At 31.2% G+C, this 23,962-nt stretch carries 21 protein-coding genes; 7 read left to right on the top strand and 14 right to left on the bottom strand.

Features of this window, described 5'->3' with window-relative positions; translation table 11 throughout:
- Positions 1-4 precede the first annotated feature (4 nt).
- Complete coding sequence (locus Q0820_RS06020; protein WP_298486062.1) at positions 5-625, top strand: L-threonylcarbamoyladenylate synthase; 621 nt, start codon at positions 5-7, stop codon at positions 623-625.
- A 63-nt stretch (positions 626-688) separates the two neighbouring features.
- Here Q0820_RS06020 and Q0820_RS06015 read toward each other — a convergent pair whose 3' ends face one another.
- From Q0820_RS06015 to Q0820_RS06005, 3 genes are all read right to left on the bottom strand, one after another.
- Entirely contained in the window at positions 689-1,531 is an 843-nt protein-coding gene (locus Q0820_RS06015) for an OmpA family protein (protein ID WP_298486061.1), read from the bottom strand.
- A gap of 105 nt (positions 1,532-1,636) precedes the next feature.
- On the bottom strand, positions 1,637-2,638 hold the full coding sequence (locus Q0820_RS06010; protein WP_298486059.1) for a glycosyltransferase family 2 protein: 1,002 nt from the start codon (positions 2,636-2,638) through the stop codon (positions 1,637-1,639).
- Positions 2,639-2,649: 11 nt separating this feature from the next.
- A complete protein-coding gene (locus Q0820_RS06005) occupies positions 2,650-3,096 on the bottom strand; it encodes a type I restriction enzyme HsdR N-terminal domain-containing protein (protein ID WP_298486057.1) in 447 nt (148 codons plus the stop codon).
- Between the two features lie 26 nt (positions 3,097-3,122).
- Between Q0820_RS06005 and holA the strand changes: the two genes are divergently transcribed.
- On the top strand, positions 3,123-4,124 hold the full coding sequence (gene holA / locus Q0820_RS06000) for a DNA polymerase III subunit delta (protein WP_298486055.1): 1,002 nt from the start codon (positions 3,123-3,125) through the stop codon (positions 4,122-4,124).
- 25 nt (positions 4,125-4,149) lie between these two features.
- Here holA and Q0820_RS05995 read toward each other — a convergent pair whose 3' ends face one another.
- From Q0820_RS05995 to uvrA, 4 genes are all read right to left on the bottom strand, one after another.
- Entirely contained in the window at positions 4,150-6,561 is a 2,412-nt protein-coding gene (locus Q0820_RS05995; protein WP_298486053.1) for a thiamine pyrophosphate-dependent enzyme, read from the bottom strand.
- A gap of 160 nt (positions 6,562-6,721) precedes the next feature.
- Positions 6,722-9,568: a metalloprotease gene (locus Q0820_RS05990; protein ID WP_298486051.1), complete on the bottom strand. Its 2,847-nt coding sequence runs from the start codon at positions 9,566-9,568 to the stop codon at positions 6,722-6,724.
- Between the two features lie 6 nt (positions 9,569-9,574).
- Entirely contained in the window at positions 9,575-10,261 is a 687-nt protein-coding gene (locus tag Q0820_RS05985) for a TIGR00730 family Rossman fold protein (protein ID WP_298486050.1), read from the bottom strand.
- Between the two features lie 41 nt (positions 10,262-10,302).
- A complete protein-coding gene (gene uvrA / locus Q0820_RS05980; RefSeq protein WP_298486048.1) occupies positions 10,303-13,137 on the bottom strand; it encodes an excinuclease ABC subunit UvrA in 2,835 nt (944 codons plus the stop codon).
- Positions 13,138-13,261: 124 nt separating this feature from the next.
- On the opposite strand from uvrA, the gene Q0820_RS05975 reads away from it, so the two are divergent.
- Positions 13,262-13,786: a hypothetical protein gene (locus Q0820_RS05975; protein ID WP_298486046.1), complete on the top strand. Its 525-nt coding sequence runs from the start codon at positions 13,262-13,264 to the stop codon at positions 13,784-13,786.
- On the opposite strand, the gene Q0820_RS05970 is transcribed toward Q0820_RS05975, so the two are convergent.
- The gene (locus Q0820_RS05970; protein WP_298486044.1) at positions 13,787-14,548 is read right to left on the bottom strand and encodes a TIGR03915 family putative DNA repair protein; all 762 of its coding nucleotides are present in this window, start codon (positions 14,546-14,548) and stop codon (positions 13,787-13,789) included. It abuts the gene before it with no gap.
- Positions 14,549-14,550: 2 nt separating this feature from the next.
- A complete protein-coding gene (locus Q0820_RS05965; protein ID WP_298486042.1) occupies positions 14,551-14,745 on the bottom strand; it encodes a hypothetical protein in 195 nt (64 codons plus the stop codon).
- Positions 14,746-14,850: 105 nt separating this feature from the next.
- Here Q0820_RS05965 and Q0820_RS05960 point away from each other — a divergent pair, with 105 nt between their 5' ends.
- Complete coding sequence (locus tag Q0820_RS05960) at positions 14,851-15,612, top strand: LexA family transcriptional regulator (protein ID WP_298486040.1); 762 nt, start codon at positions 14,851-14,853, stop codon at positions 15,610-15,612.
- Positions 15,613-15,615: 3 nt separating this feature from the next.
- On the opposite strand, the gene Q0820_RS05955 is transcribed toward Q0820_RS05960, so the two are convergent.
- From Q0820_RS05955 to Q0820_RS05940, 4 genes are all read right to left on the bottom strand, one after another.
- Complete coding sequence (locus tag Q0820_RS05955) at positions 15,616-15,897, bottom strand: pyrimidine/purine nucleoside phosphorylase (RefSeq protein ID WP_298486038.1); 282 nt, start codon at positions 15,895-15,897, stop codon at positions 15,616-15,618.
- An 83-nt stretch (positions 15,898-15,980) separates the two neighbouring features.
- Positions 15,981-16,688, bottom strand: coding sequence for a hypothetical protein (locus Q0820_RS05950; protein WP_298486036.1), 708 nt, complete (start codon positions 16,686-16,688; stop codon positions 15,981-15,983).
- Positions 16,689-16,690: 2 nt separating this feature from the next.
- Positions 16,691-18,382, bottom strand: coding sequence for a gamma-glutamyltransferase (ggt, locus tag Q0820_RS05945; protein ID WP_298486034.1), 1,692 nt, complete (start codon positions 18,380-18,382; stop codon positions 16,691-16,693).
- Between the two features lie 28 nt (positions 18,383-18,410).
- Complete coding sequence (locus Q0820_RS05940; protein ID WP_298486032.1) at positions 18,411-18,995, bottom strand: acyl carrier protein phosphodiesterase; 585 nt, start codon at positions 18,993-18,995, stop codon at positions 18,411-18,413.
- 97 nt (positions 18,996-19,092) lie between these two features.
- On the opposite strand from Q0820_RS05940, the gene glmM reads away from it, so the two are divergent.
- Positions 19,093-20,481: a phosphoglucosamine mutase gene (gene glmM, locus Q0820_RS05935; protein ID WP_298486030.1), complete on the top strand. Its 1,389-nt coding sequence runs from the start codon at positions 19,093-19,095 to the stop codon at positions 20,479-20,481.
- A 53-nt stretch (positions 20,482-20,534) separates the two neighbouring features.
- Here glmM and Q0820_RS05930 read toward each other — a convergent pair whose 3' ends face one another.
- Positions 20,535-21,422 (bottom strand): lysophospholipid acyltransferase family protein, encoded by an 888-nt coding sequence (locus Q0820_RS05930; RefSeq protein ID WP_298486028.1) that lies wholly within the window; start codon positions 21,420-21,422, stop codon positions 20,535-20,537.
- Between the two features lie 59 nt (positions 21,423-21,481).
- Here Q0820_RS05930 and Q0820_RS05925 point away from each other — a divergent pair, with 59 nt between their 5' ends.
- On the top strand, positions 21,482-22,132 hold the full coding sequence (locus Q0820_RS05925) for a rhomboid family intramembrane serine protease (RefSeq protein WP_298486027.1): 651 nt from the start codon (positions 21,482-21,484) through the stop codon (positions 22,130-22,132).
- 152 nt (positions 22,133-22,284) lie between these two features.
- Positions 22,285-23,928, top strand: a complete 1,644-nt coding sequence (locus Q0820_RS05920) for a hypothetical protein (RefSeq protein ID WP_298486025.1) — start codon at positions 22,285-22,287, stop codon at positions 23,926-23,928.
- The last annotated feature ends 34 nt before the right edge of the window (positions 23,929-23,962 follow it).

Below are 23,962 nucleotides of genomic sequence, written 5' to 3'. Positions count from 1 at the left end.
TATTATGGCAGAACTAATAAAAATATATGAAGAAAACCCAAATCCAAAACAGGTGCAACGTGTTGTTGATGTTTTGCGTAAAGGAGGTTTGGTAATATACCCTACAGATACTGTTTATGGTTTAGGTTGTGATATTACAAACACAAGGGCATTAGAGAAAATTGCTAGGATTAAAGGAATAAAATTAGCAAAAGCAAATTGGTCTTTTATATGTGCAGATTTAAGTAATATGTCCGACTATGTTAGGCAAATAGATACAGCAACTTTTAAAATACTTAAAAGAGCTTTGCCGGGACCTTATACTTTTATTTTGCCTGGAAATAATAATTTACCAAAAGATTTTAAGAAAAAGAAAACAGTAGGTATTAGAGTGCCTGATAATGCTATAGCTAGGACTTTGGTAGAAGAGTTAGGAAACCCTATTGTATCTACGTCTATTAGAGATGCAGATGAAGTGTTAGAGTATACAACAGATCCAGAACTTATTTATGAAAAGTGGAATAATCTAGTGGATATTGTTATTGATGGTGGTTATGGAGATAATGTTGCCTCTACTGTTATAGACTTGTCTGAAGGCAAGCAAGAAGTTATAAGAGAAGGGAAAGGAAGTTTAGATATATTATAATACTATTTTGTAAATAAAAAAAGCAGCCATTTGGCTGCTTTTCTATTTATATATTTTTAGAAATTACTTTCCTCCAATTGCAGGATCTTTCATTCCTTCTTCAATCATACTATAAAATTGGTCAATTTTTGGAAGTACTACAATTCTTGTTCTTCTGTTTCTAGATTTTTCTGTTGTAGATAAAGGAACAAATTCTGCTCTACCAGCAGCAGTCATTCTCTTAGGATCTACATTATAATCATTCTGAAGTATACGAACAACTGCAGTAGCACGCTTAACACTTAAATCCCAGTTATCTTGTAAAACACCGCTTCTATAAGGTACATCATCTGTATGTCCTTCTACCATGAATTCAAAATCTGGTTTGTTGTTTACAACTTGCGCAACTTTTCCAAGTACTTTCTTTGCTTTGCTGGTAATGTTATAGCTTCCGCTGCTAAACAATAATTTATCAGAGATAGAAACAAAAACAACACCTTTTTCTACACTAATTTCAATATCTTCATCATCTAAGTTACCAAGAACACCTTTAAGACTTTGTACTAAAGATAGGTTAACAGAATCTCTACGTGTAATTGCATTGTTTAACTTTCTAATAGTTAAATCTTTTTCTTGTAAGCTTTCTAAAGATTTTTCTAAGTTTTCGGCACCTTTAGTAGTTAGGGTAGTTAAGTTCCCCATGTTGTTAATTAACTCTTGATTGTTTGCTTTAAGAAAAGCATTTTGATCTTCTAAAGTTTTAATTTTTGCATTATCTTCTAAACAGTCATTTAATTTAACTGTAGCAGAATTTAACAAATCTTGAGTTTCTTTTGCTTTGGCCTCTAACTCAGCATACTTTTTCTGAGATACACATGAAGATAACAAAAGGGTTACTCCTAAACATCCTAAAATAACTTTTTTCATAGTTCTAAAACTTAATATTTAAATAATTTATATTTTATTAATGGTTATCTAATTAAATAAACACCAAAATTATACAATTGCAAAATTATATATACTGTAATTTAGTTAATCTTTTACTAAATTACTAAACCTTGCTACTTGATGTACGAAATGAGACCACACTATGGACTTTGTAGCATAGTATTTATTTATAAAATTTTTCTTTTCTCTTTTTTTATACATTCTTCTAAAGTTTTTATAAAAGCTTAAATGTGCTTTTATAATAGCTAAACAATGTTTGGGTTTTAATTGAAAAACAAAGCGAATGCCAGCAATACCATCTAATAAAAGTCTTAGAAAAATAATAATAAAAGCTTTTCTTAAGGGTAAATTCTTTGTAATAGAAAAAAGAGAGTTTCTAAAATTTAAGTATGTTTTTTTTGGGTTCATGTTACTTAGTGTAGAACCGCCAAGATGATAAATACTAGATGTGCCAACATAAAAAACTTTATGTCCAACATTTTTTGCTCTCCAACATAAGTCTACCTCTTCTTGATGTGCAAAATAATCTTCGTCAAAACCGTTTAAGCTATGAAAAACTTCACTTTTAATAAACATACATGCGCCCGTTGCCCAAAAAATTTCTTGAATATCATTATACTGCCCAGAGTCTTTTTCTAAGGCCTGAAAAATTCTTCCTCTACAAAATGGGTAGCCTAATTGGTCTATATAACCACCTGCAGCTCCAGCGTATTCAAAATAGTCTTTACGCATATGGTCTAGTATTTTTGGTTGAATAATAGATGCGTCAGGAATATCTTTAAAAGCTTTTATAATTGGAGGTAACCAGTTTTTAGTAACTTTTACATCGGAGTTTAATAAGCAATATATATCTGCTTTAACATGTTGTAAAGCATCATTATACCCTTTAGCAAAACCACCATTGCTAGAATTTTGTATAATTTTTATAGTTGGGTAGTTATTTTTTAAAAAAGAAATAGAGTCATCTGTAGAGGCGTTATCTGCTACATAAATATCTGCTCCTTCAGAATGCTGCATTACAGAAGGTAGGTATCTTTCTAAAAGTACCTCTCCATTCCAATTAAGTATTACAACTGCTATATTCAAAACGGTGCAAATTAACGGCTAAAATCAGGAATTTGCCTTAAAAAGGAGTACTTTTCTTCTATAAAATTCATTTTACAGTATAAATGTTGCAATCCGTTAGTAACCATTAAAAAGTTTGCATTTAATTGCATATTGTATGTTGCTATTTGATCAAAAGTATTTTGGGTAATTTTTATTTTTGGAGCTTTACATTCTACCAAAAGCTCTATACTACCGTCTGGATTGAAAATGACAATATCATATCTTTTTTTTAATTTGTTGATTGTGAGTTGTTTTTCTACGTTAATAAGGCTTAATGGATACTTTTTTTCTTCTACCAAAAAATGAATAACATTTTGTCTTACCCATTCTTCTGGTTGTAATTGCACAAATTTTTTACGAACAACATCAAAAATTTGCACCTTATTTTCGCTATTTTTGAATCGAAAGTTATATTTCTTAAAGTTTAAAGGTAACATTTCACAAATTTGATGATTTTTTTTTAATGGAGGAAGTAAAACAAATTGTATCGGATATTAAGGCAGGTAATGTAAAGCCTATTTACTTTTTGTTTGGTGAAGAACCTTATTATATTGATAAAATATCGGAGTACATTGAAAAAAATGTTCTTTCTGAAGAAGAAAGAGGGTTTAATCAAATGGTTTTGTATGGAAAAGAAGTTTCTATAGATGATATTGTTAGCAATGCAAAGCGATATCCTATGATGGCTCCTTACCAAGTTGTTATAATTAAAGAAGCGCAACATTTGTCTAGAACTATTGAGAATCTCTTAGGATATGTTAAAAACCCTCAGATGACAACTGTTTTAGTTGTTTGTTATAAATATAAAAAGCTTGATAAAAGAAAAAATCTATACAAAGAGGTTAAAAAGCAAGGCGTAATTTTTGAAAGTAAAAAACTTTATGAAAATCAAGTTTCTGATTGGTTAAGGAAAGTTCTTCGTTCAAGTGGATTCACTATATCGCACAAGGCTGCAATTTTACTTGTGGACTATTTGGGTACTGATTTAAGTAAGATTAGTAATGAGCTGGAGAAATTAAAATTAGCATTACCTAAAAATACAGAAATTACTCCGGCACATATTGAAGAGCATATTGGCATTAGTAAAGATTATAACAATTTTGAATTAAAAAAAGCTATTGGAGAGCGTAATGTTGTTAAGGCAACGCGAATAATTAATTATTTTGCCCAAAATCCCAAAGACAACCCATTTATATTAACAATAACCTTATTGAATTCATTTTTTACGCAACTTTTGCAATATCATGGGTTAAAGGATCATTCTCCTAAAAATGTAGCTAGTAAATTACGTATAAATCCATATTTTGTTAGTGAATTTCAGATCGCTGCCAAAAACTACCCAATGCGTAAGGTAAGTCAAATAATTTCTCATTTAAGAGAAATGGATTTAAAAGGAAAAGGAGTAGGAGCAAGCGCATCTACTTCATCAGATTTACTAAAAGAACTATTGGTTAAGATTATTTAACCTCTTTAAATTAAAAGAGGTTGTATTACATTAGTTTAGGGTAATCAGATGGGTTAGCCTCGTTCATAATCTCATATGCTTTTTCAAAAATATCTTCTGCATTTGGTTTAGAGAAATAATCTCCATCAGACCCATAAGCGGGTCTATGCGCTTTTCCAGAAAGTGTTATTGGTTGGCTATCTAAATATTTGTAACCTCCTTGTTTGTTTACAATTTCGTCTAATAAATAGGCAGAACATCCACCAGGAACGTCTTCATCAATTATTAGTAATCTATTGGTTTTTTCTAAACTTTTTAAAACGTCATGGTTAATATCAAAAGGTAATAAAGTCTGTGCATCTATTACTTCGGCATCAATACCAACTTCAATAAGTTCTTTTGCAGCTTGTTCTGCTATTCTTAGTGTAGAACCATAGGATACAAATGTAATGTCTGTTCCTTCTTTTACAGTTTCTACCACGCCAATAGGAACAGTAAATTCCCCTAAATTATTTGGCTTAGGTTCTTTTAATCTATACCCGTTTAAGCTTTCAATTACAAGAGCTGGTTCATCACTCTTCATAAGTGTATTATAAAAACCAGCTGCTTGTGTCATATTTCTAGGAGCTAGAATATACATTCCTCTTAAAAGGTGAATTAGCCCTCCCATTTGTGAGCCAGAATGCCAGATACCTTCTAAACGGTGCCCTCTAGTACGAACTATTAGTGGCGCCTTTTGTAAACCTTTTGTTCTATATAATGTTGTTGCTAAATCATCTGTTAAGGTAGGCAATGCGTAAAATATATAATCTAAATATTGTATTTCGGCAATGGGTCTTAATCCTCTAAGCGCCATTCCTAATCCTTGTCCTATTATTGTTGTTTCTCTAATGCCAGTGTCTGCAATACGCAATTCTCCATATTTGGCTTGTAAACCTTCTAATCCTTGGTTTACGTCTCCAATATTACCTGTGTCTTCTCCAAAAATTAAAGCCTCAGGGTAATTTTTAAAAAGCTTGTCAAAATTCTCCCTTAGAATTATTCTTCCATCCACTTGCTCAGCATTTTCATCATAAGCAGGTTTAGTTATAGCAACATTGGTTGCTTTAGATTCTTTTTCGCTGTATAAATTAGAGCTAAATTTTGTTTGTGCACTCTCTAAATAGTTTTTAGTCCAAGAAATTAAATTTTGCTTTTCAAAAGTGTTTTCACCAATAAGATATCGCATTGCTTTTCTAGCACTAGTTGCTATATCTTTTTTTATTGGTTCATCTATAGCAATAAGGTCATTCTTTATTTTAGAAATAAATACCTTATTAGGACTTTTAATTGCAGCTTTTTCTAGTAAGCCTACAAGTTCTCTTTTGGCATTTAATTGCGTCGTAAGATGCTCTGACCAAGCTTCTCTTTTTGCAAGCCTTACCTCTTTTTTAATTTCTTTTTCTATACCCTCTAGCTCTTCTTCAGAAGCTATTCTGGATTCCAAAATCCATTCTTTAAATCGTTTGTTACAATCATTTTCTCTTTCCCATTCTAAACGATCATCACTTTTATAACGCTCATGTGATCCAGAGGATGAATGCCCTTGCGGTTGTGTTAATTCTGTTACATGAATTACAACAGGAACATGTTCTGTTCTTGCAATATCTGAAGCATTTTCATAAGCGTGCATTAACGCGGTATAGTCCCAACCTTTTACTTTTAAAAGTTCTAGACCTTTTTCCTCATTAGTTCTCTGGTAGCCGCTTAAAATTTTTGAAATATCTTCTTTTGTAGTATGATGTTTTGCAGGAACAGATATTCCATACTCATCATCCCATATACTTATTACCATTGGTACTTGTAGTACTCCAGCAGCATTAATAGTTTCAAAAAACATACCTTCACTAGTACTGGCATTCCCAATGGTTCCCCATGCTATTTCATTGCCATTTTCAGAGAAATTAGTGGCATCAATATCTTTTAAGTTTCTATATATTTTTGATGCTTGAGCCAGGCCTAATAACCTAGGCATTTGTCCTGCTGTGCAAGAAACATCACTACTTGTATTTTTTTGTTGTACTAAATTCTTCCAGGAGCCATCTTCATTAAGGCTAGGGGTAAGGTAATGTCCAATCATTTGCCTTCCAGCACTCATTGGTTCTTTTTCTATATCTGTGGTAGCATAAAGGGCATGGAAAAAATCTTTAGGTTTTAAAACTCCAATAGCCATCATAAAAGTTTGGTCTCTATAATAGCCACTTCTAAAATCACCGTTTTTAAAAGATCTAGCCATAGCTAATTGTGGAAGTTCTTTGCCATCTCCAAAAATCCCAAATTTTGCTTTTCCAGTTAAGACTTCTTTTCTGCCAAGTAGACTGCAGGTTCTGCTTAAAAAAGCAGTTTTATAGTCCTGTAGTATTTGAACTCTAAAATCTTCAAAAGAAATGTCATTACTTGTTTTTTCAGATATATCCATATAGAAACTATGATTTTTACAAAAATACCTAAACATTTAGATTAAAACAATGAAAATAAAAACAATTTTATTGCATTATTTTTACAATATCATGTGTAAATGTATAGTTATTGTAAAATTAAGGTGTTTAAAGAGGTGTATTTTATGAATATGAAAAAAATTAAAACCATTTCCTAGTAAATAACCCAATTAAGGTTTTAGGGCTAACGGTAATTATAAAACGAATTCTTTCTTCATAATTAGGTTGTGCAATTTCCCACCCATTGTTAGAGTAGAAAGGGAGGTATAATTCAAAGTAATCTGTTACTAAATTTAATCTTACTCCGGCATCATAAACAAAACGTTCCTTTACGCCTTTATTTTTCATAAAGCCAGCATCACCATATACTTCAATCCACTTCCAAAGGTTAATGCTAGCATTTGTTGTCGCCATCCAATCATTTGCATAAGGATTTTCTAACATAGATTTAAAACCACCTTCTGATATAATAATTTGTTGGCTATAGAGACCAGAATCTTCAGACCGGCCTAAATAGCTATAATCAAATAAATAATCTGTAGGACGATCTAGGGCAAAGCTATAAAAGTTTGGGTCACTATATTCTGTTGTTTTATTTCTTAAAAATTTACCAGCAAAAAAACGAAGATTTAACTGTCTGTTATTTTGAAAAAGTTTTCGAAATTCCCATTCAAATACTAGTTTAGAAAAATCACTAGCATGTTGCGCATCTAAAAACCAGGAAGAATAATCTATTATTCCGTTATTTGAGTTTCTGTAACGAGCATTTAAAACGCTATAATCTGGAGGGGTTTCAAAGTCTCCCAAATTCTCATCTCTATTTCTAAATACATTAACATATCTAAAGTTTAAAATTTCTCTTTTATTAGAACGTAAATTATCTGGTTTCCAACCAAAGCTTATAGAGGGAGTTATGGTGGAGTATCTAGAATTTTCTTGAAAGTGGAATGTAGATCCACTAATAGAGTAGTTAGCAAGATATAGACCAGTTTTACTTAATAATTTTTGATAGGATAATCTACCGTAGCCAACAAATGCTTTTTCTCTGAAAGAATAGGAGGGAGAAAAATCATAAATAAATGGTTTTCTTAAGAGTGTTTTGTTGTGTAATCGCATCCCAGGCGCCCAGCCATCATATATATTAAAACTTATAGTAGGGACATAAAAAATTTGATTATAATCAGGATTTTCGGCATCTTTAAAGAATTGCAGTTTAAGTTTTCTGTTGCTAGATAAAAAACCCTTTAAAGATTTCCAGTTATCTCTTTGATTAAACTCTGGTATTTTTTTATCGTAATTTAAAACTAATTTATCTTCTCCATTTTTTGGAATAGTAAATGTTTTTTCTTCTTTTATGTCTGTAAACCAATATTTAGAAACGACAGAATCTTTTTGTAATCCGAAGACAGAAATTGGGACATTGGTTCCTTCTTTATTTTTTAGAGTTATAGTTAGAGAGTCTTTATTTTTTTCAACATTTTTAATTTTGAAATCAATTTTACGATCTGTAGAAACATATTCATTAAAAAACCAATTTATATCTGTAGTGGTAGATCGCTTTAGAATAGACTCAAAATCTAATACTTTAACCGTATTGCTTTGGTAATATTTATAAAAGGTTTTTATGCTTTCGTCTATTTTTTCTTTCCCAATATAAACACCTAAATAGGTTAGCCCTTGTCCTGCCTTATATTTATTTGCAATTTTTTGGTTAAATTTTATTAGAGAATCATTTGGTGTCGTTAAAGACTGGTCTAAGTTTTTGCGAGCAGTAACATTATATAAAAATGGATATTGGTCGTTAAAATCCATTTTGGCTAAATTAAAACTACGAATCCCCCAAATTTTAGATAATTTACCTAGAAGTTTTTGATTTGGATAATGTTGTTCAACGTAAGAAATTAATAAATAGTTGGCAATAGCTTGGTTTACCCATTGGTCTTTTCTAGGATCTAAAAAAATAGTTTCTCTTAAAATGCTATTCAACGCAGTTTTAAGAAATTTCATTTCAAATTGAAATTGCTGTTCGTAAGGCCTAATAAATGAAGGTAATTGGTTTATACCGTATAAAGGGCTTTTGTTATAATCTATTTGACTAACAAGTAATTGTGGGTGTGGATATTCTCCTAAGTTTTCATGTATAAATTTAGTTACATTATTTATAGAGATGCCTTGCGCTATGCTATTATATTTAGGAGCTTCTATATCTGTTACTACGGTCATGTATGGAGTTACGTGTGTTGTAAATTTTTTGGTGGTATTTAAAATTATCTCACAACTTTTTTGTTTTATTCCTTTTAGTTGTGCTAGTTGCCTTATTGGGTATTCTGAGTTCCCTAAATTTCTGTAATTAGTAGTTAAAGATAAACTGTCTGGATAATTAAAATTTACGGTTGTTTCCGTTACATCAGTATATAAATCTTCTAAATTTTTATTGGAATATAATTTCCATTTTCCATTATAAACTGCAGGTGTTAAATACCAGTCTTTTAAGTAGTATTCCCCTTTATTGTTGTATCCATAAGGGGTGAATTTACTCATTGGTAGTTTAACGGTGTAACTAATAAATAGTTTAACGGTTTTGTTTGGAGGTAAAGGGTCATTTAATCTAATTTTTAAAATATCCCTACTTTTTTCTCTTTCCCAGTGTAGTCCTCTATATTCGTTATCTACAGCGCTTATAATTTTAGTGTATCCTCTTTCATTATCTCTTGCTAAATGCAGGCTTTTTTTAAATTCTTCTGCAAAACGTTTAGCTAAGCCAGTATTTTTATTAGAATATGCATTAGCCCAATCATTAAAATATAAGTACCCTAAAGAATAGTTAGAAGTGTTTTTAAAAACAAATTCTTGTTGTATATTTAATTCTTTAGTTTCTTCATTTAGATGTACGGTAAGTGTGTTAATATGTTGTCCAAAAGCCTGGAAAGAGCTAAGGAAACTATATAGTATACTTACTAGAATTATTATGTTTGGGAACTTATGCACTAGCTATTAAAAATTAGGGCTAAGTGCACGTCCTTTGTAGAAAGAATCTATGATTGCTACAACTTCTTCTTCGGTATCTACAATTTTTATTAAATCAAGGTCTTTAGGACTAATATTACCTTCGGAAAGCATGGTGTTTTTAATCCAATCCATTAAACCTGTCCAGAATTTAGTTCCTACTAAAATAATTGGAAATTTTTCTATTTTATTCGTTTGTATTAGCGTAATTGCCTCAAAAAGTTCGTCTAAAGTTCCAAAACCACCAGGCATAACAACAAAGCCTTGCGAGTATTTTACAAACATTACTTTGCGAACAAAGAAATAATCAAAATCTAAGCTTTTATCTCCATCTATATAAGGATTATCATGCTGTTCAAAAGGTAAGTCAATATTTAAACCTACAGATGTTCCTCCTGCCAAATTTGCTCCTTTGTTACCGGCTTCCATTATTCCTGGTCCACCGCCAGTTATAACACCATACCCAGCGTCTGCAATACTTTGTGCAATTTTTACTGCTAATTGATAATATTCATTGTCTTCTTTTGTTCTTGCAGAACCAAAAATAGATACACAAGGCCCTATTTTACTCATTTTTTCAAAACCATTAACAAACTCTCCCATTATTTTAAAAAGGGCCCAAGAGTCATTAGTTTTAATTTCGTTCCAACCTTTATGGTGTAATTCTTTTCTCATATTATTTTTTACTATTTAATAGTGTTTTTTTATATAACGTTTTATACCCCTAATTCTTTTATTAAGAACTTAGCAGTGTAACTTTTTTTGTCTTTACTTACTTGCTCAGGTGTACCTTTGGCAACAACCATTCCTCCATTTCGGCCTCCTTCGTATCCAATATCTATAATATAATCTACCATTTTAATTACATCTAAATTATGTTCAATAACTAAAACGGTATTACCTTTGTCTGCTAATTTGTTTAAAACTTCCATTAAAACACGAATATCTTCAAAATGAAGCCCCGTAGTAGGTTCATCTAAAATATAAAATGTATTTCCTGTATCTCTTTTAGAGAGTTCTGTTGCTAGTTTTATTCGTTGTGCTTCTCCTCCAGAAAGTGTAGTAGATTGTTGTCCTAAGGATATATACCCTAAACCAACATCTTTTATCGTTTTTAACTTTCTGTATATTTTTGGTATTGCTTCAAAAAAAGATACTGCTTCATTAATAGTCATTTCTAATACATCTGCAATAGATTTGCCTTTGTAGCGTACTTCTAAAGTTTCTCTATTAAAACGTTTACCATTACAGGTTTCGCACTCTACATAAATATCTGGCAAAAAGTTCATTTCTATAACTTTTAGACCGCCACCTTGGCAAGTTTCGCAACGACCTCCTTTTACATTAAAACTAAAACGACCAGGTTTATAGCCGCGTATTGCAGCTTCAGGAGTTTTTGTGAATAATGAGCGAATTTCGCTAAAAACGCCAGTATATGTTGCAGGATTAGAACGTGGTGTTCTTCCTATTGGTGATTGGTTTATATCTATAACCTTATCTATATGTTCTAAACCAGTAATTTTTTTATACGGCATAGGAATTTTAACGCCATTAAAATAATGAGCGTTCATAATAGGGTATAGGGTCTCGTTAATAAGGGTAGATTTACCACTACCAGACACCCCTGTTATGCCTATCATTTTTCCTAAGGGAATTTCAATATCTACATTTTTAAGATTATTTCCTGTACAACCAGTTAGTTTAATTTTTTTGCCATTTCCTTTTCTTCGTTTTTTTGGAATCGCTATTTCTCTTTTACCAGTAATATAATCTGCGGTAAGTGTTTTATGATTTTTTAAATCTTCAGGGTTCCCTTCAGAAATTATTTCTCCGCCGTGTTTTCCTGCTTTTGGTCCAATGTCTATAACATGGTCTGCGCGTTCTATCATGTCGCGATCATGTTCTACAACAATAACCGAGTTTCCTATATCCCTTAACGCTTCTAAAGATTTTATTAAACGTACATTGTCTCTTTGGTGTAATCCAATACTAGGTTCGTCTAAAATATATAATACACCAACTAACTGAGAGCCAATTTGTGTTGCAAGTCTTATACGTTGTGCTTCTCCGCCAGAAAGTGTTTTGGAACTACGGTTTAAGGACAAATAATCTAAGCCAACATCTAAAAGAAATTGAACTCTGGTTTTAATTTCTTTTATAATTTCTTCTGCAATAATTAATTGATTGGCATCTAATTTTTTTTCTAAACCATTAAAAAAATTAGCTAAATCTGATATATCTAAATTAGATAATTCAGAAATATTTTTTTCATTAATTTTAAAATTTAAAGACTCTTTTCTTAATCGAGAACCTTCACAACTAGGACAAATAATTTTGTCCATATATTCTTTTGCCCATCTTTTTATAGAGGTAGATTCTGCGTTATTAAATTGGTTTTTTATAAAATTAGCAATGCCTTCATAGTCTATTTTATAGTTTCTTTTAACTCCTAGAGTTTTAGACTCTATATCAAAACTTTCTTTTCCGCCATGTAAAAGAATATCTAAAGCCTCTTGCGGAATACTAGCTATAGGGTCCGTTATTTTAAAATTATAGCGTTGTGCAATAATATCTATTTGTTTAAAAGCCCAGGAATTTTTATAGGGGCCTAGAGGCGCAATGCCTCCTGCTTTTATAGAAAGCTTTTTATCGGGAAATATTTTAGTTTCATTTACCTCAAAAACATGACCTAGACCACTACAGTTTTTACACATTCCTTTTGGGGAATTAAAAGAAAACGTATTTGGCTCTGGAGAAGGGTACGATATACCAGAAGTAGGACACATTAAGTCTCTACTAAAATAACGAGGTTCGGGTACACCTTCTTCTAATACCATTAAAACATTTTCGCCACTATACATTGCGGTGTTAATAGTTTCTGTGAGTCTTTTATCTAAATCTGCAGTTTCATTAACTTTTAAGCGATCTACTACAATTTCTATATCGTGTGTCTTGTAACGGTCTACTTTCATGCCCTTTACAATATCCTTTACTTCGCCGTCTACACGTACTTTTACAAAACCTTGTTTTGCAATTTGTTCAAAAAGTTCTCTATAATGTCCTTTTCTAGATTTTATTACGGGAGATAAAATGGATATTTTCTTATTAAGATAATCGGTCTTTATTAGCTCTTTAATTTGAGTGTCGCTATAGCTCACCATTTTTTCGCCGGTAACATAGCTGTAAGCATCGCCAGCTCTAGCAAAGAGTAACCTTAAAAAATCATAGATTTCGGTAATTGTACCAACCGTAGATCTTGGAGATTTAGAAGTTGTTTTTTGTTCAATAGCAATAACAGGCGACAATCCGTCTATTTTATCTACATCGGGTCTTTCTAATCCGCCAAGAAATTGTCGCGCATAGGCCGAAAAAGTTTCTATATATCTTCTTTGTCCCTCTGCATAAATGGTGTCAAAAGCTAAGGAAGATTTACCACTACCAGATAAACCAGTTATAACCACAAGTTTTTCTCTAGGTATGGTAACGTCTATATTTTTAAGGTTATGAGCTCTTGCTCCTTTAACTTCAATATTTTCCTCGTAGTTTATCATTTTTATGGCAAAGTTGCAAAGTTACTGTTTTGGCAATTAATATTAATGCTGACTTTATTTAGTTTTTGTTAATTCCTAACATAGTTTTAAATTCGTAATTATAATTTTTGATATAATTTAAAGCATGAAAATTTTAGGAATAGGTTCTCGTATTAATCATAATGAGTTTGGTAAAGGAGTAATTACAAATGTTACTTCTACTATGTATTGGGTAACTTTCATGGATAGTGGAATAGAAACTATTTCTTTGGATTCTGATTTTGAAATTATTGAAGCTGTTACAGATGATGTGGATACCATAAGTTTTTCTGAAGTAGAACAATCTTTAATTTCTATTTTACGTAAATGGAGTGATGCTTCTTCTATAACTCCTATAGCAGATAAATGGAAAAAAGGAACTTTAATTTTACAGCCATTAGATTCTAACTTAGCAAATAAAGAAATACCAATAGATACTTTTTTTCATAAAATTGTAATGGTACGCGATAGAGTTAGAGTTATGGAGCAAAAAATTAATTCTAGTAAAAATTTAGAAGACCAGGAGAAGGTAGATTTACAACAATATATCACTAGAATTTATGGTAGTCTTACGACTTTTAATGTTTTGTTTAATAATAAGAGTGACCATTTTGTTGGGGTGAAAAAGTAATTAATTTGCAATCCTATTTAAATTTAATTTACTGTTATTAAATGGAAAACTATTTTGTTGTAGTTTATTAATTACCAGTGTTATTATATTATTTTTATTAAAGTGTTTGTTTAATATTTTAATTTTCGCACTATTGTTCCTCAGTTTACTTTGTGAGGTTTTAAATATTTGATTTGTATCAAGCACAATCATTTCAATACTGCGAGTGTCATAATAAATACCGTAATTTCTATTTACATCATAAATTAACCATGGTTTTTTATTAACTCTAATCCTAAAATGTTTTGATAATAAAGGTATAACATCAAAGTTAGGAGCAATATTTGTGTAAAAAACACCATCATTAGATTCTTTAAATTTTATAGTTTTTTCTAAATATCTTTTTTCTTTTGCAACAGTTAAAGAAACATCCTCTATGTTAATTTGTTCTGTAATTGAAAAACCTATTTGTGCTGCTTGGTAAGGGGTAAATAAACTTTTGATATATAGATACAATACATTTTCTATGTTTTTCTTTTCGCTTAAAAAAGAAAAATAAATATTTTTTAGAGCAGTGCTATTTTTATTTTGAATTGTTTTCCAAACACGTTCAGCTTTATTCATGTCTGTAAATATTATTTTAGTTTTTGTAAATAAGTTGTTATTATAAGATGTTTTTTTGTTGATATTTAAAGTTTTTCTTTTTTCTTCAAAACCTACAAATACAGCAGTTAAAAAACCATTAAAGCTACCGTCATAAATTAAAGTCTTAGTTTCTTCCATAATTAGTTAAATAAAGAAAGTTGTATTGCATTTGTATTCTTAATTACTTTACTATTTGTAATTGAAGTGTTGTTTTTTGGAATATTTCCAAAAAATATAGGTTTTCTTTTTTTTCTTGGAATTACACTAATGAATGAATCTTCCTCGCTTATTGTAGCAATAGCTTGTAGTTTGGAGTGTATTTCTTTAAAAACCATAGTATCTAATATTTATTATCAATCCAAAAATATGGAATATTTCCTAATTATGGAAATATTCCAATATATTTTTTGGAAATACTCCTAATTGTGTATATTTGATATATGGAAAATGAAGCTATTTTAAAAAGGTTTACAGATCTAAGAAGGGAATTAGGATTTACACAATCTGAGTTTGCTAAACAAATTGGTATTTCTAGTACTACAGCAGATATTGAAAGAGGTAGAACTAAATTATCTGGAAAAGTAGTTGTAGAGCTTTTAAAAAAATATAAGATTAATCCTCTTTGGTTATTTGGAGAAAGTACCCAACAATATATAGAAACTTCGTCTACAAGCGTTATTCCAAAAGTAGTTACCGTAGATTCTGCAGAAAATGATAATATGGTTTTGGTTAATGCAAAAGCTGCCGCCGGATATCCTCAAAATATAGAAGATACTAGTTGGTATAAAGAGCTACCAGCTTTTGATTTGCCTTTACCAGAGTTTAGAAATGCAACCTATAGAGGATTCCAGGTAGAAGGAGATAGTATGCTTCCTAATTTAAAGCCTGGAGAATGGGTTTTAGCAAAAGCCACAGAAGATTTAAAAGAAGTTAGTGCTAATAAAATTTATGTAGTTGTATTACAAGATGCTGTTTTAGTAAAAAAAGTTATTAGTAAGCCAAATTCTCCTAACGTTACTTTGGTTTCTTTGAATGAGTCATATCCTCCCTATGATATTGAGCCTCATCAGATACAAGAAATATGGGAAGTAAACAGTAAAATTACTTTTGGTATAGATGCTACAACAGAAAAAGGCTTATTAAAACAACTCCAAGAATCTATGGAGGAATTAAAAAGCCAAATAAATAAAACGAACGGGTAGTGCTTACTTATAAATGCATTTGTATGCACTATCTACACTAACTTTTACATTAAAAGATTGGTTAGCTTCTACCTCAAACATTTCATAAGGCTTATAGGTTTTCCAAGTAGACTCTCCTGGTAGTTGCACTTCCATTTCACCAGATACTACAGTCATGTATTCCTTAGATGTAGTTCCAAAAGTGTATTCACCTGGAGCCATAACGCCAACGGTTGCTTTTCCTTCATTAGAATCAAAGGCTACAGAAAATACTTTTTTATCAAAATAAGAATTGGTCTTAAACATGTTTTTCTTTTATTGTGAAATACAAAAATAAATAGAATTTATAAGAGGAATATAAGCTTAACAAAGGAGTCTTATTTTGTGTTTTAATACGCTTTTATAGTTCCCATGTCTAACGTTATAGGTCCTAGTTTATGCTTAGAAGGAAGAAGAATACCACTTTTCATAATCTTCCAATTTTCCCAAGTTGCTTTAATACCGCCTATAGGAATAATGCTGACCCACATTTTATAACTCTTTGGTGTTCCATTTGGTTGTAGTTCCCATAAATAAGAATCTCCTGGAGTAGAACCTCCAATCGTATACGATACTAGTAGTGCTTCTTCACCATTTTCTAGGGTTACTATTTCTCTTTTGGTTCCTTCATCAAACACTTTAAATGGAGCTACAAGCCAGAAAGAATCGTTGTTAAAATAGTCTAAAGCAGTTTGTAGTAATTCTTTTTCCTCTTTAGTAGTAAGTATGGTATTTTTTTTGGTTATAGAGCTTAGGGATTTATTGTTTAGATTAAGTTTGGCAGTGTAATTGTCCCATTTTACAGTAACAAGTCCTAAAGATTTATTCCATTTATACCTATGAGAACCATTTGCGAATGACCATTCTAAAAAGTTTGTGTTAGCATATTTCTCTCCGCCAATGGCTTGCATCATTTTTTTGGCAAGAGCATCGGCTTTATTTCCTTTCTGCCCATTAGGAAGAGATTCATTGCAAATTATATATAAAATGCCTACCCCTAAAAGAATAACAATTAAGCTGTAACTGAGTAATTTTCCAATTTTCTTTACGTATTTCATATCTAATATCCTACAGCAGTATCATCTCCTCTTTTATCTGCGCCAGCTTCTAGTCTTCCATCAGGTAACACAAGAATAGCATCTACCTTACCAATAATAGGAGTACGTTCTTCATTTATTATGTATTCTTTGGATTTTAATTCCTCTTTTAAAGATTTAGAAAACCCATTAGGTTCAAATATGACAGCATCTGGCAACCATTGGTGGTGAAAACGAGGGGCGTTTACACCCTCTTGCATACTTAAATTAAATTCATAAGTGTTAAGAATAGTTTGCGCTACTGCTGTAATTATAGTTGATCCGCCGGGAGTGCCAACAACCATCCAAAGTTTGTTGTCTTTTTCTACAATAGTAGGTGTCATGCTACTTAGCATTCTTTTTTCTGGTGCAATACTATTAGCATCTGCGCCAATTAAACCAAACATATTAGGAACTCCTGGTTTTGCACTAAAATCATCCATTTCATTATTAAGAAAAAAACCAAGTTCATCACAATATAATTTGGAGCCATAATTACCATTTAATGTAGTGGTAACAGAAACTGCATTACCATCTTGGTCAATAATAGAGTAGTGGGTGGTTTCGTTACTTTCTGATATAATATTTATTTCTCCATGAGATACAGCAGAAGACTTTGTTGCTTTTTCAAAAGAAAAGTCCTTCATGCGATTTTTTAAGTAGTCATCACTTAAAATTATATCCAGGGGTATAGTTACAAAATCAGGATCTCCTAAAAAATAATTACGATCTGCATAAGCTCTTCTAGAAGCCTCTGTAAATAGCTGAATAGTTTTGGTAGCGTTATGTCCAAATTCTTTTATTTTATGAGTTTCTATCATCTTAAAAATTTGTTGCATCGTAATTCCTCCACTACTTGGAGGTCCCATTGAAATTATTTTTAAATCTTTATATTTAAAAATAACAGGCTGCCTCCATTTTACATTATATTTTTCTAAATCTTCCTCGGTAACAAAACCACCATTTTGTTGAATAAAGGAAGATAGTTTTTTTGCTACATCACCCTTGTAAAACCCATCTCTACCATGTTTAGAAATACTTTTTAAAGTATTTGCTAAAGCTTGGTATTTTATAGTGTCTCCTGCTTTATAAGAAATAGAAAATTTACTATGTTCCCCATTTACTTTTATAAAGTCTTCTAAATAAGGAGCAATTTTTTTCTCTTGTTTTTCTGTAACAACTACTCCCTTTTCAGCCAAAGCTATTACTGGTTCTAAAATTTTAGAAAGAGGAAGAGTGCCAAACTTTTTATGAACCTCAATAGCTCCGGCAACAGAGCCTGGAACACCTACGGCAGTTGCTCCAAGAGTACTCATTCCTGGAATTACATTTCCTGTAGTGTCTAAATACATGTCTTTATGAGCACTTAAAGGTGCTTTTTCTCTAAAATCTATAGAGCCAATATCTCCATTTCCTTTTCTGTATACCATAAAGCCTCCGCCAGAAATATTTCCTGCAGATGGGTGTGCAACAGCCAAAGCAAATTGAGTAGCTACCATAGCATCAAAAGCATTACCACCTTGTTTTAAAATATCGGAACCAATTTTGGAAGCTTCTTCTCTGGCAGAAACTACCATGGCTTTAGTTGTAATTAAACCAGTTGGAGAATTATTTTGCTTTTTACAACTGTAAATTAAGGCAAGAAAGCAGAGTAATAGAATCTTTATAGTTTTCATAGTAAGTAAAATTTAAAGCTCTTTTGGTTTACAGTGAAATATATTTTTGTCTAGAAAAGGTAATTAATTCTTCAAAAAAGGCGTTAAACTCCTCTTCAAAAGCTGCATAGTGTTCTTCAAGGTCTAAAATTGCAAAGTTCATTTTAGACTTATTTTTGGTACGTCTATTCATCCCGTTTAGAACTCTGGTTATTCCTTCCATATTAGAATAATTGTATATCCAATTCTCACTTATCATATATGGCATCATACGTTTAACTCCGTCGGGCAAAATGGTGTAATTTTCTTCTAGTAAGTCATAAAAATCATCAACAAAAATAGCTAAAGGTATGTCTGAATAATTTTTCCAATTTTTAGCAAGAAAGTGATCATAAAAAATATCTACTATAACTCTACTATAATGACTATAGTTTTTATGAAGCCGTTTACTACTAATTTTTGGAATAGCATGTGTATCTGTAAAAGTATCAATAAACCTATGTAACTGTATTCCTTGTTGCACACGTTCTGGTAAGTGTTTAAACTTATTTCCTCTAATACTATCTGCAATGAAATTTCCTATGGTAATTTCATTATCACCAAACGATAAATATATGTGCGCTAAAAAGTTCATATAACGATAGAAGTTTTCTTAAGGTCGAATTTACGAAATGCTAAACTTAGGATAAGAAATAGTCCTGTATATTTGCAAAAACTTTTTTATTTATTATATGACACTAATCAAATCAATATCAGGAATACGTGGAACCATTGGAGGGCAACCAGGAGATAATTTAACACCAATTGATGCTGTGAAGTTCGCAGCAGCATATGGAACATGGTTAAAAGGGTATTCTAAAAAAGAAAAATTAAAAGTAGTAATTGGTAGAGATGCTAGACTTTCTGGGCAAATGATTCAGAATCTTGTAGTATCTACACTTACTGGTTTGGGAATAGATGTGATAGATTTAGATTTATCTACCACGCCTACTGTAGAAATTGCGGTTCCTATTGAAAAAGCTGATGGTGGAATTATACTAACAGCAAGCCATAATCCTAAACAGTGGAATGCTTTAAAGCTTTTAAATGAAAAAGGAGAGTTTTTAGATGCAGCGCAAGGTGCTGTTATTTTAGAATTGGCAGAAAAAGAAGAGTTTACTTTTTCAGAAGTAGACAATTTAGGTACTGTTGTTGAAAACAATGCATATATAGACATACACATTGACGAAGTTTTAGATTTGCCATTGGTAGATGCAGAGACAATTAAAAAAGCTAAGTTTAAAGTTGTTGTAGATGGTGTAAATTCTACAGGAGGAATAGCAATTCCAAAATTACTAGATGCTTTAGGTGTAGAAGTGGTAAAGTTGTATTGTGACCCAACAGGTCATTTTCCACATAATCCAGAACCGTTAAAAGAGCATTTAGGAGATATTTGTGATTTAGTGGTAAAAGAAAAAGCAGATTTTGGTATTGTAGTAGATCCAGATGTAGATCGTTTAGCTTTTATTAGTAATGATGGCGAAATGTTTGGGGAAGAATATACTTTAGTTGCTTGTGCAGACTATGTATTGGGTAAAACAAAAGGAAATACAGTTTCTAACTTATCCTCTTCAAGAGCTTTAAGAGATATTACGCAAAAACATGGTGGTACCTATGAAGCAGCTGCAGTAGGAGAAGTGAATGTAGTAACCAAAATGAAAGCAAATAATGCAATTATTGGTGGCGAAGGTAATGGAGGAATTATTTATCCAGAAAGCCATTATGGACGTGATTCTTTAGTTGGTACTGCTTTATTTTTAATGCATATGGCAGAAAAAGGAGGTACGGTAGCAGAACTAAGAGCTAGTTATCCATCGTATTTTATGAGTAAAAAGAAAATACAATTAACACCAGGTTTAGATGTAGATGGTATTTTGGTAGCTATGGCAAAAAAATATGATGGTGAAGAAATTTCTACGATAGATGGTGTAAAAATTGATTTTGCTGAAAATTGGGTGCACTTACGTAAATCTAATACAGAGCCAATTATTAGAATTTACACGGAAGCTAAAAGTCAGGCAGAAGCGGATAATTTGGCAGATAAGATTATTGGAGAAATTAAAGAAGTTGCTGGTATATAATTACTTTTAAAATTGTAAAAGAAAAAGCCTGATACTAATAGTATTGGGCTTTTTTATAAAAATTCTTTAGGAACTCTATTTCTATGTTTCCATCTTCTATGTGTCCATAAATAGTGTTCAGGTTTTTCTTTTATTTGTTGTTCTGTAAGCCGTAAAAATTCATCCGTTATTTCATTCTTTTCCGTATTCATTGCATTGGTAGTAATTGGAATAAACTCAGCGGTATAATAACCTCTTTTAACTTTACTAACTTTTAAGAAAACTACAGCAAGGTCTAATTTTCTTGCCATTGTTTCGGCACCATTAAAAATAGGAACTTTAATATCCATAAACTCTGTCCAGTATTGCCCTTTATGTACCATAGGAGATTGGTCACTTACCATACCGTAGATAGATTTTACGTTGTTTTTAACGTTAGACATCACAGTTTTTACAGTTTCTTTTTGAGTGATTAATGTAGTATTCCAACGAGCTCTAGTTTTTTTTATCCAAGAATCAAAATAAGCATTACTAACTTTTTGGTAAACTGCATAGCCTTTACCATCTATATAATTATTAATACTAACATTCCATTCCCAATTTGCATAATGGGAGCAAACTACCAATATGCTTTTGTCTTCTAGTATGTTCTGAAGTACATTAATATTTGTTACGTTATATCTTTTTTTAACTTCTTCTCTAGATAAATGCATCGTTTTTACCATTTCTAAAAACATATCGCACATATGCTTGTAAAAATCTTTTTCTATTCTTCTAAGTTCAATATCACATTTTTTCGGAAAAACTAAAGTAAGGTTGTCCCGAACCACTTTTTTGCGATAACCAAAAATCCGATATACAATGATATACACTACATCAGAAAAAAAGTAAAATAACTTATAGGGTAGTCTAGATATTATCCATAACAATGGATAGATTAAAACATAAACAAGCAACTGCATATTCTATATTATAATTGGCAAATATAGTTATATTTGGAAGGTATATAAATTTTTACATAATGAACAATCTTCATGTGGCTACAATAGCTGTAATGGCTGCCAATATTATAGTTTCTTTTAAAGGTTTTAATGACTCTTCTTTTTTTGAGCGTTATAAATTTGGTATTGGTCCAATTAAAGCGGGGCAGAAGGAGCGTATGTTTACTTCTGGTTTTTTACATGTAGATATTTCCCATTTATTTATGAATATGTTTACGCTGTATTTTTTTGCAGATGTAGTTATAGATTATTTTGGACCTGCTAAATTTCTTTTAGTATATGTAGTTAGTCTCGTCGCGGGTAGTCTACTTGCTTTGTTTTTTCATAAAGATGAGCCTTATTATTCTGCGGTTGGAGCTAGTGGTGCGGTAACAGGTATATTATACGCAGCAATATTATTAGAGCCAAATATGCGTTTAGGTATTATGTTTATTCCTATTCCTTTACCGGCATATATTATAGGTATAGGTTATTTGTTATACTCTATATATGGAATGAAAAGTAGATTAGGTAATATTGGACATACTGCTCATTTTGGTGGGGCAATTGGTGGTTATGTAGTTACATTGCTTTTTATGCCTAATTTATTAATTACAGATACACTAATTGTTTTGTTATTAGCAGTTCCTATTATTATACTTATTGCTTTAGAAAGAATGGGGAAATTGTAAGCTATTATAAAAATATTGTAAAACTCATCTATAGTATAGTGCTAAATAGCTAAGTGTAAGTGTATTTCATCGAAAAATACAGGCGGAGACATACATAAAGTTTAATTTTAACGTTACGTTAGAACCCAAATCTAATTAAACAACCTACTTTTATGAAAAGAATCCCCTTATATGTACTGGCCTTTTTAGGCTTAATGACATCGTGTGTAGATGAGACTACAGTATTTAACGAAACCCAAGACGACATTACAATTGAAGCAAGTGAACAAGCGCTAGAAAATAGTATTGTTTATGATAATGCAGGTGTACTAGATATCTTTGAAGAATCTTCTACATCAGGAAAATCTGGATTAACTTCAAAAGATGAAGAAATAGCAGGAGATTATCCTTTAACTCTTGTAGCCCAGGTAGATGCGCCTTCTTTTGCAGGAGGAGAGAACCTTACAGCATCTCATGTGCATGTAGATGGAGATTATGCTTATGTATCTTATAATACCGTAGAAGATGGTTATGCAGGTGCAATGGATATTATTAATGTAAGTGATCCAAATAACCCAAGAGTTACCTCAAGATTATACTATTCTAATGCAGATATAAATTCTATCCAATATGATAATGGATATGTATATTTTGCGGGTGGTGTAGATGCAGAAACATCGGTAAGAGCAACTTCCAATTCTTTTTTGGGTAAAATTGCTGCTTCAAGTGGTAGGTTTACTGGAACTACAAATATTGAATATGCTTTTCAAGAAGGATACAACGCAACAGATGTTGTAGTAAATGGTAATAATGTATATGTAACTAGCGGGCAAGAAGGAACTTTGTCTATTTATAATAAGAACACATTAAACGCTGTTAATGAATCTGAATTTTTAGATTTACGTTCTGTAGTGGTTCAAGATAATAATATTGCCGTTTTAGATGCAAGTAAAGGTGTAGCAGTATTAGACTTAAATTTAAATATAGTTAAGGAGATTGCTATTGATAGTGATTTTGGTATAAACACTAAAAGAACGTTAGATTTTTCTGGAGATAATATTGTAGTTGCCGAAGGAGTTAATGGAGCAGGAATATATAGTATTGCAACTGGAACTTTAAAAGAATACATTCCAATATTAATTAATCCTAATGGAGTAGATTCTGGAGATGTTGTTACAAATGCAGTTGCAACTAATGAGGGTGTTTTGTTAATGGCAAATGGGGGTGCAGGATTATGTTTATCAGAAGAACAAAATGATAATACAGATTTGGTTGGTATTATTCAATTAGAAGGTTCTGTAAATTATGTAACAACAAAAGGAGACTATGTTTTTGCGGCTTCTGGAAAAGAAGGTTTGCAAATTATAAAATTAAATAAACCCGATGAAAGCTTAGCTGCCCGTTGTTCGGAATTGTCTTCTTATAGTGGTGGTTCTAATCTTAATGTAAACGCTAATCAAACATTATCTTATAGAGGTTCTAAAAGATTTAATAGTGTAAATATTGGAGGAGATTTACTTTTATGTGGATCCTGGACAGTTAAAGAAGGCGTAAATATTAATGCCAATGCTTTATTTGAGATGAATGGGACATTCGTTGTTGGTAGAAACAATAGAAAGAGAAATATTAATGTTAATTCTGGTGCTAAGTTAAGAGTAGAGGGTAACTTAACCATTTATGGAGATTTAGTTCTTAATGATGGCGCTACAATAGAATTTATTGGAGAAGACTCTGTAATAAATATATTTGGAGATGTTAAAAAATCTGGAAACGTAACTGTAGAAGGAAAATTTAAAGACGTTAAGAATAAATTTTAAAATAAAAAACAAATGTAAAAAAATAGGTTATTTA

The sequence above is a fragment of the uncultured Maribacter sp. genome, from assembly GCF_947495965.1.
Lineage (GTDB): Bacteria > Bacteroidota > Bacteroidia > Flavobacteriales > Flavobacteriaceae > Maribacter_B.
Note: the sequence above shows the minus strand (reverse complement) of the source record. Positions and strands in the feature narration are given on the sequence as shown.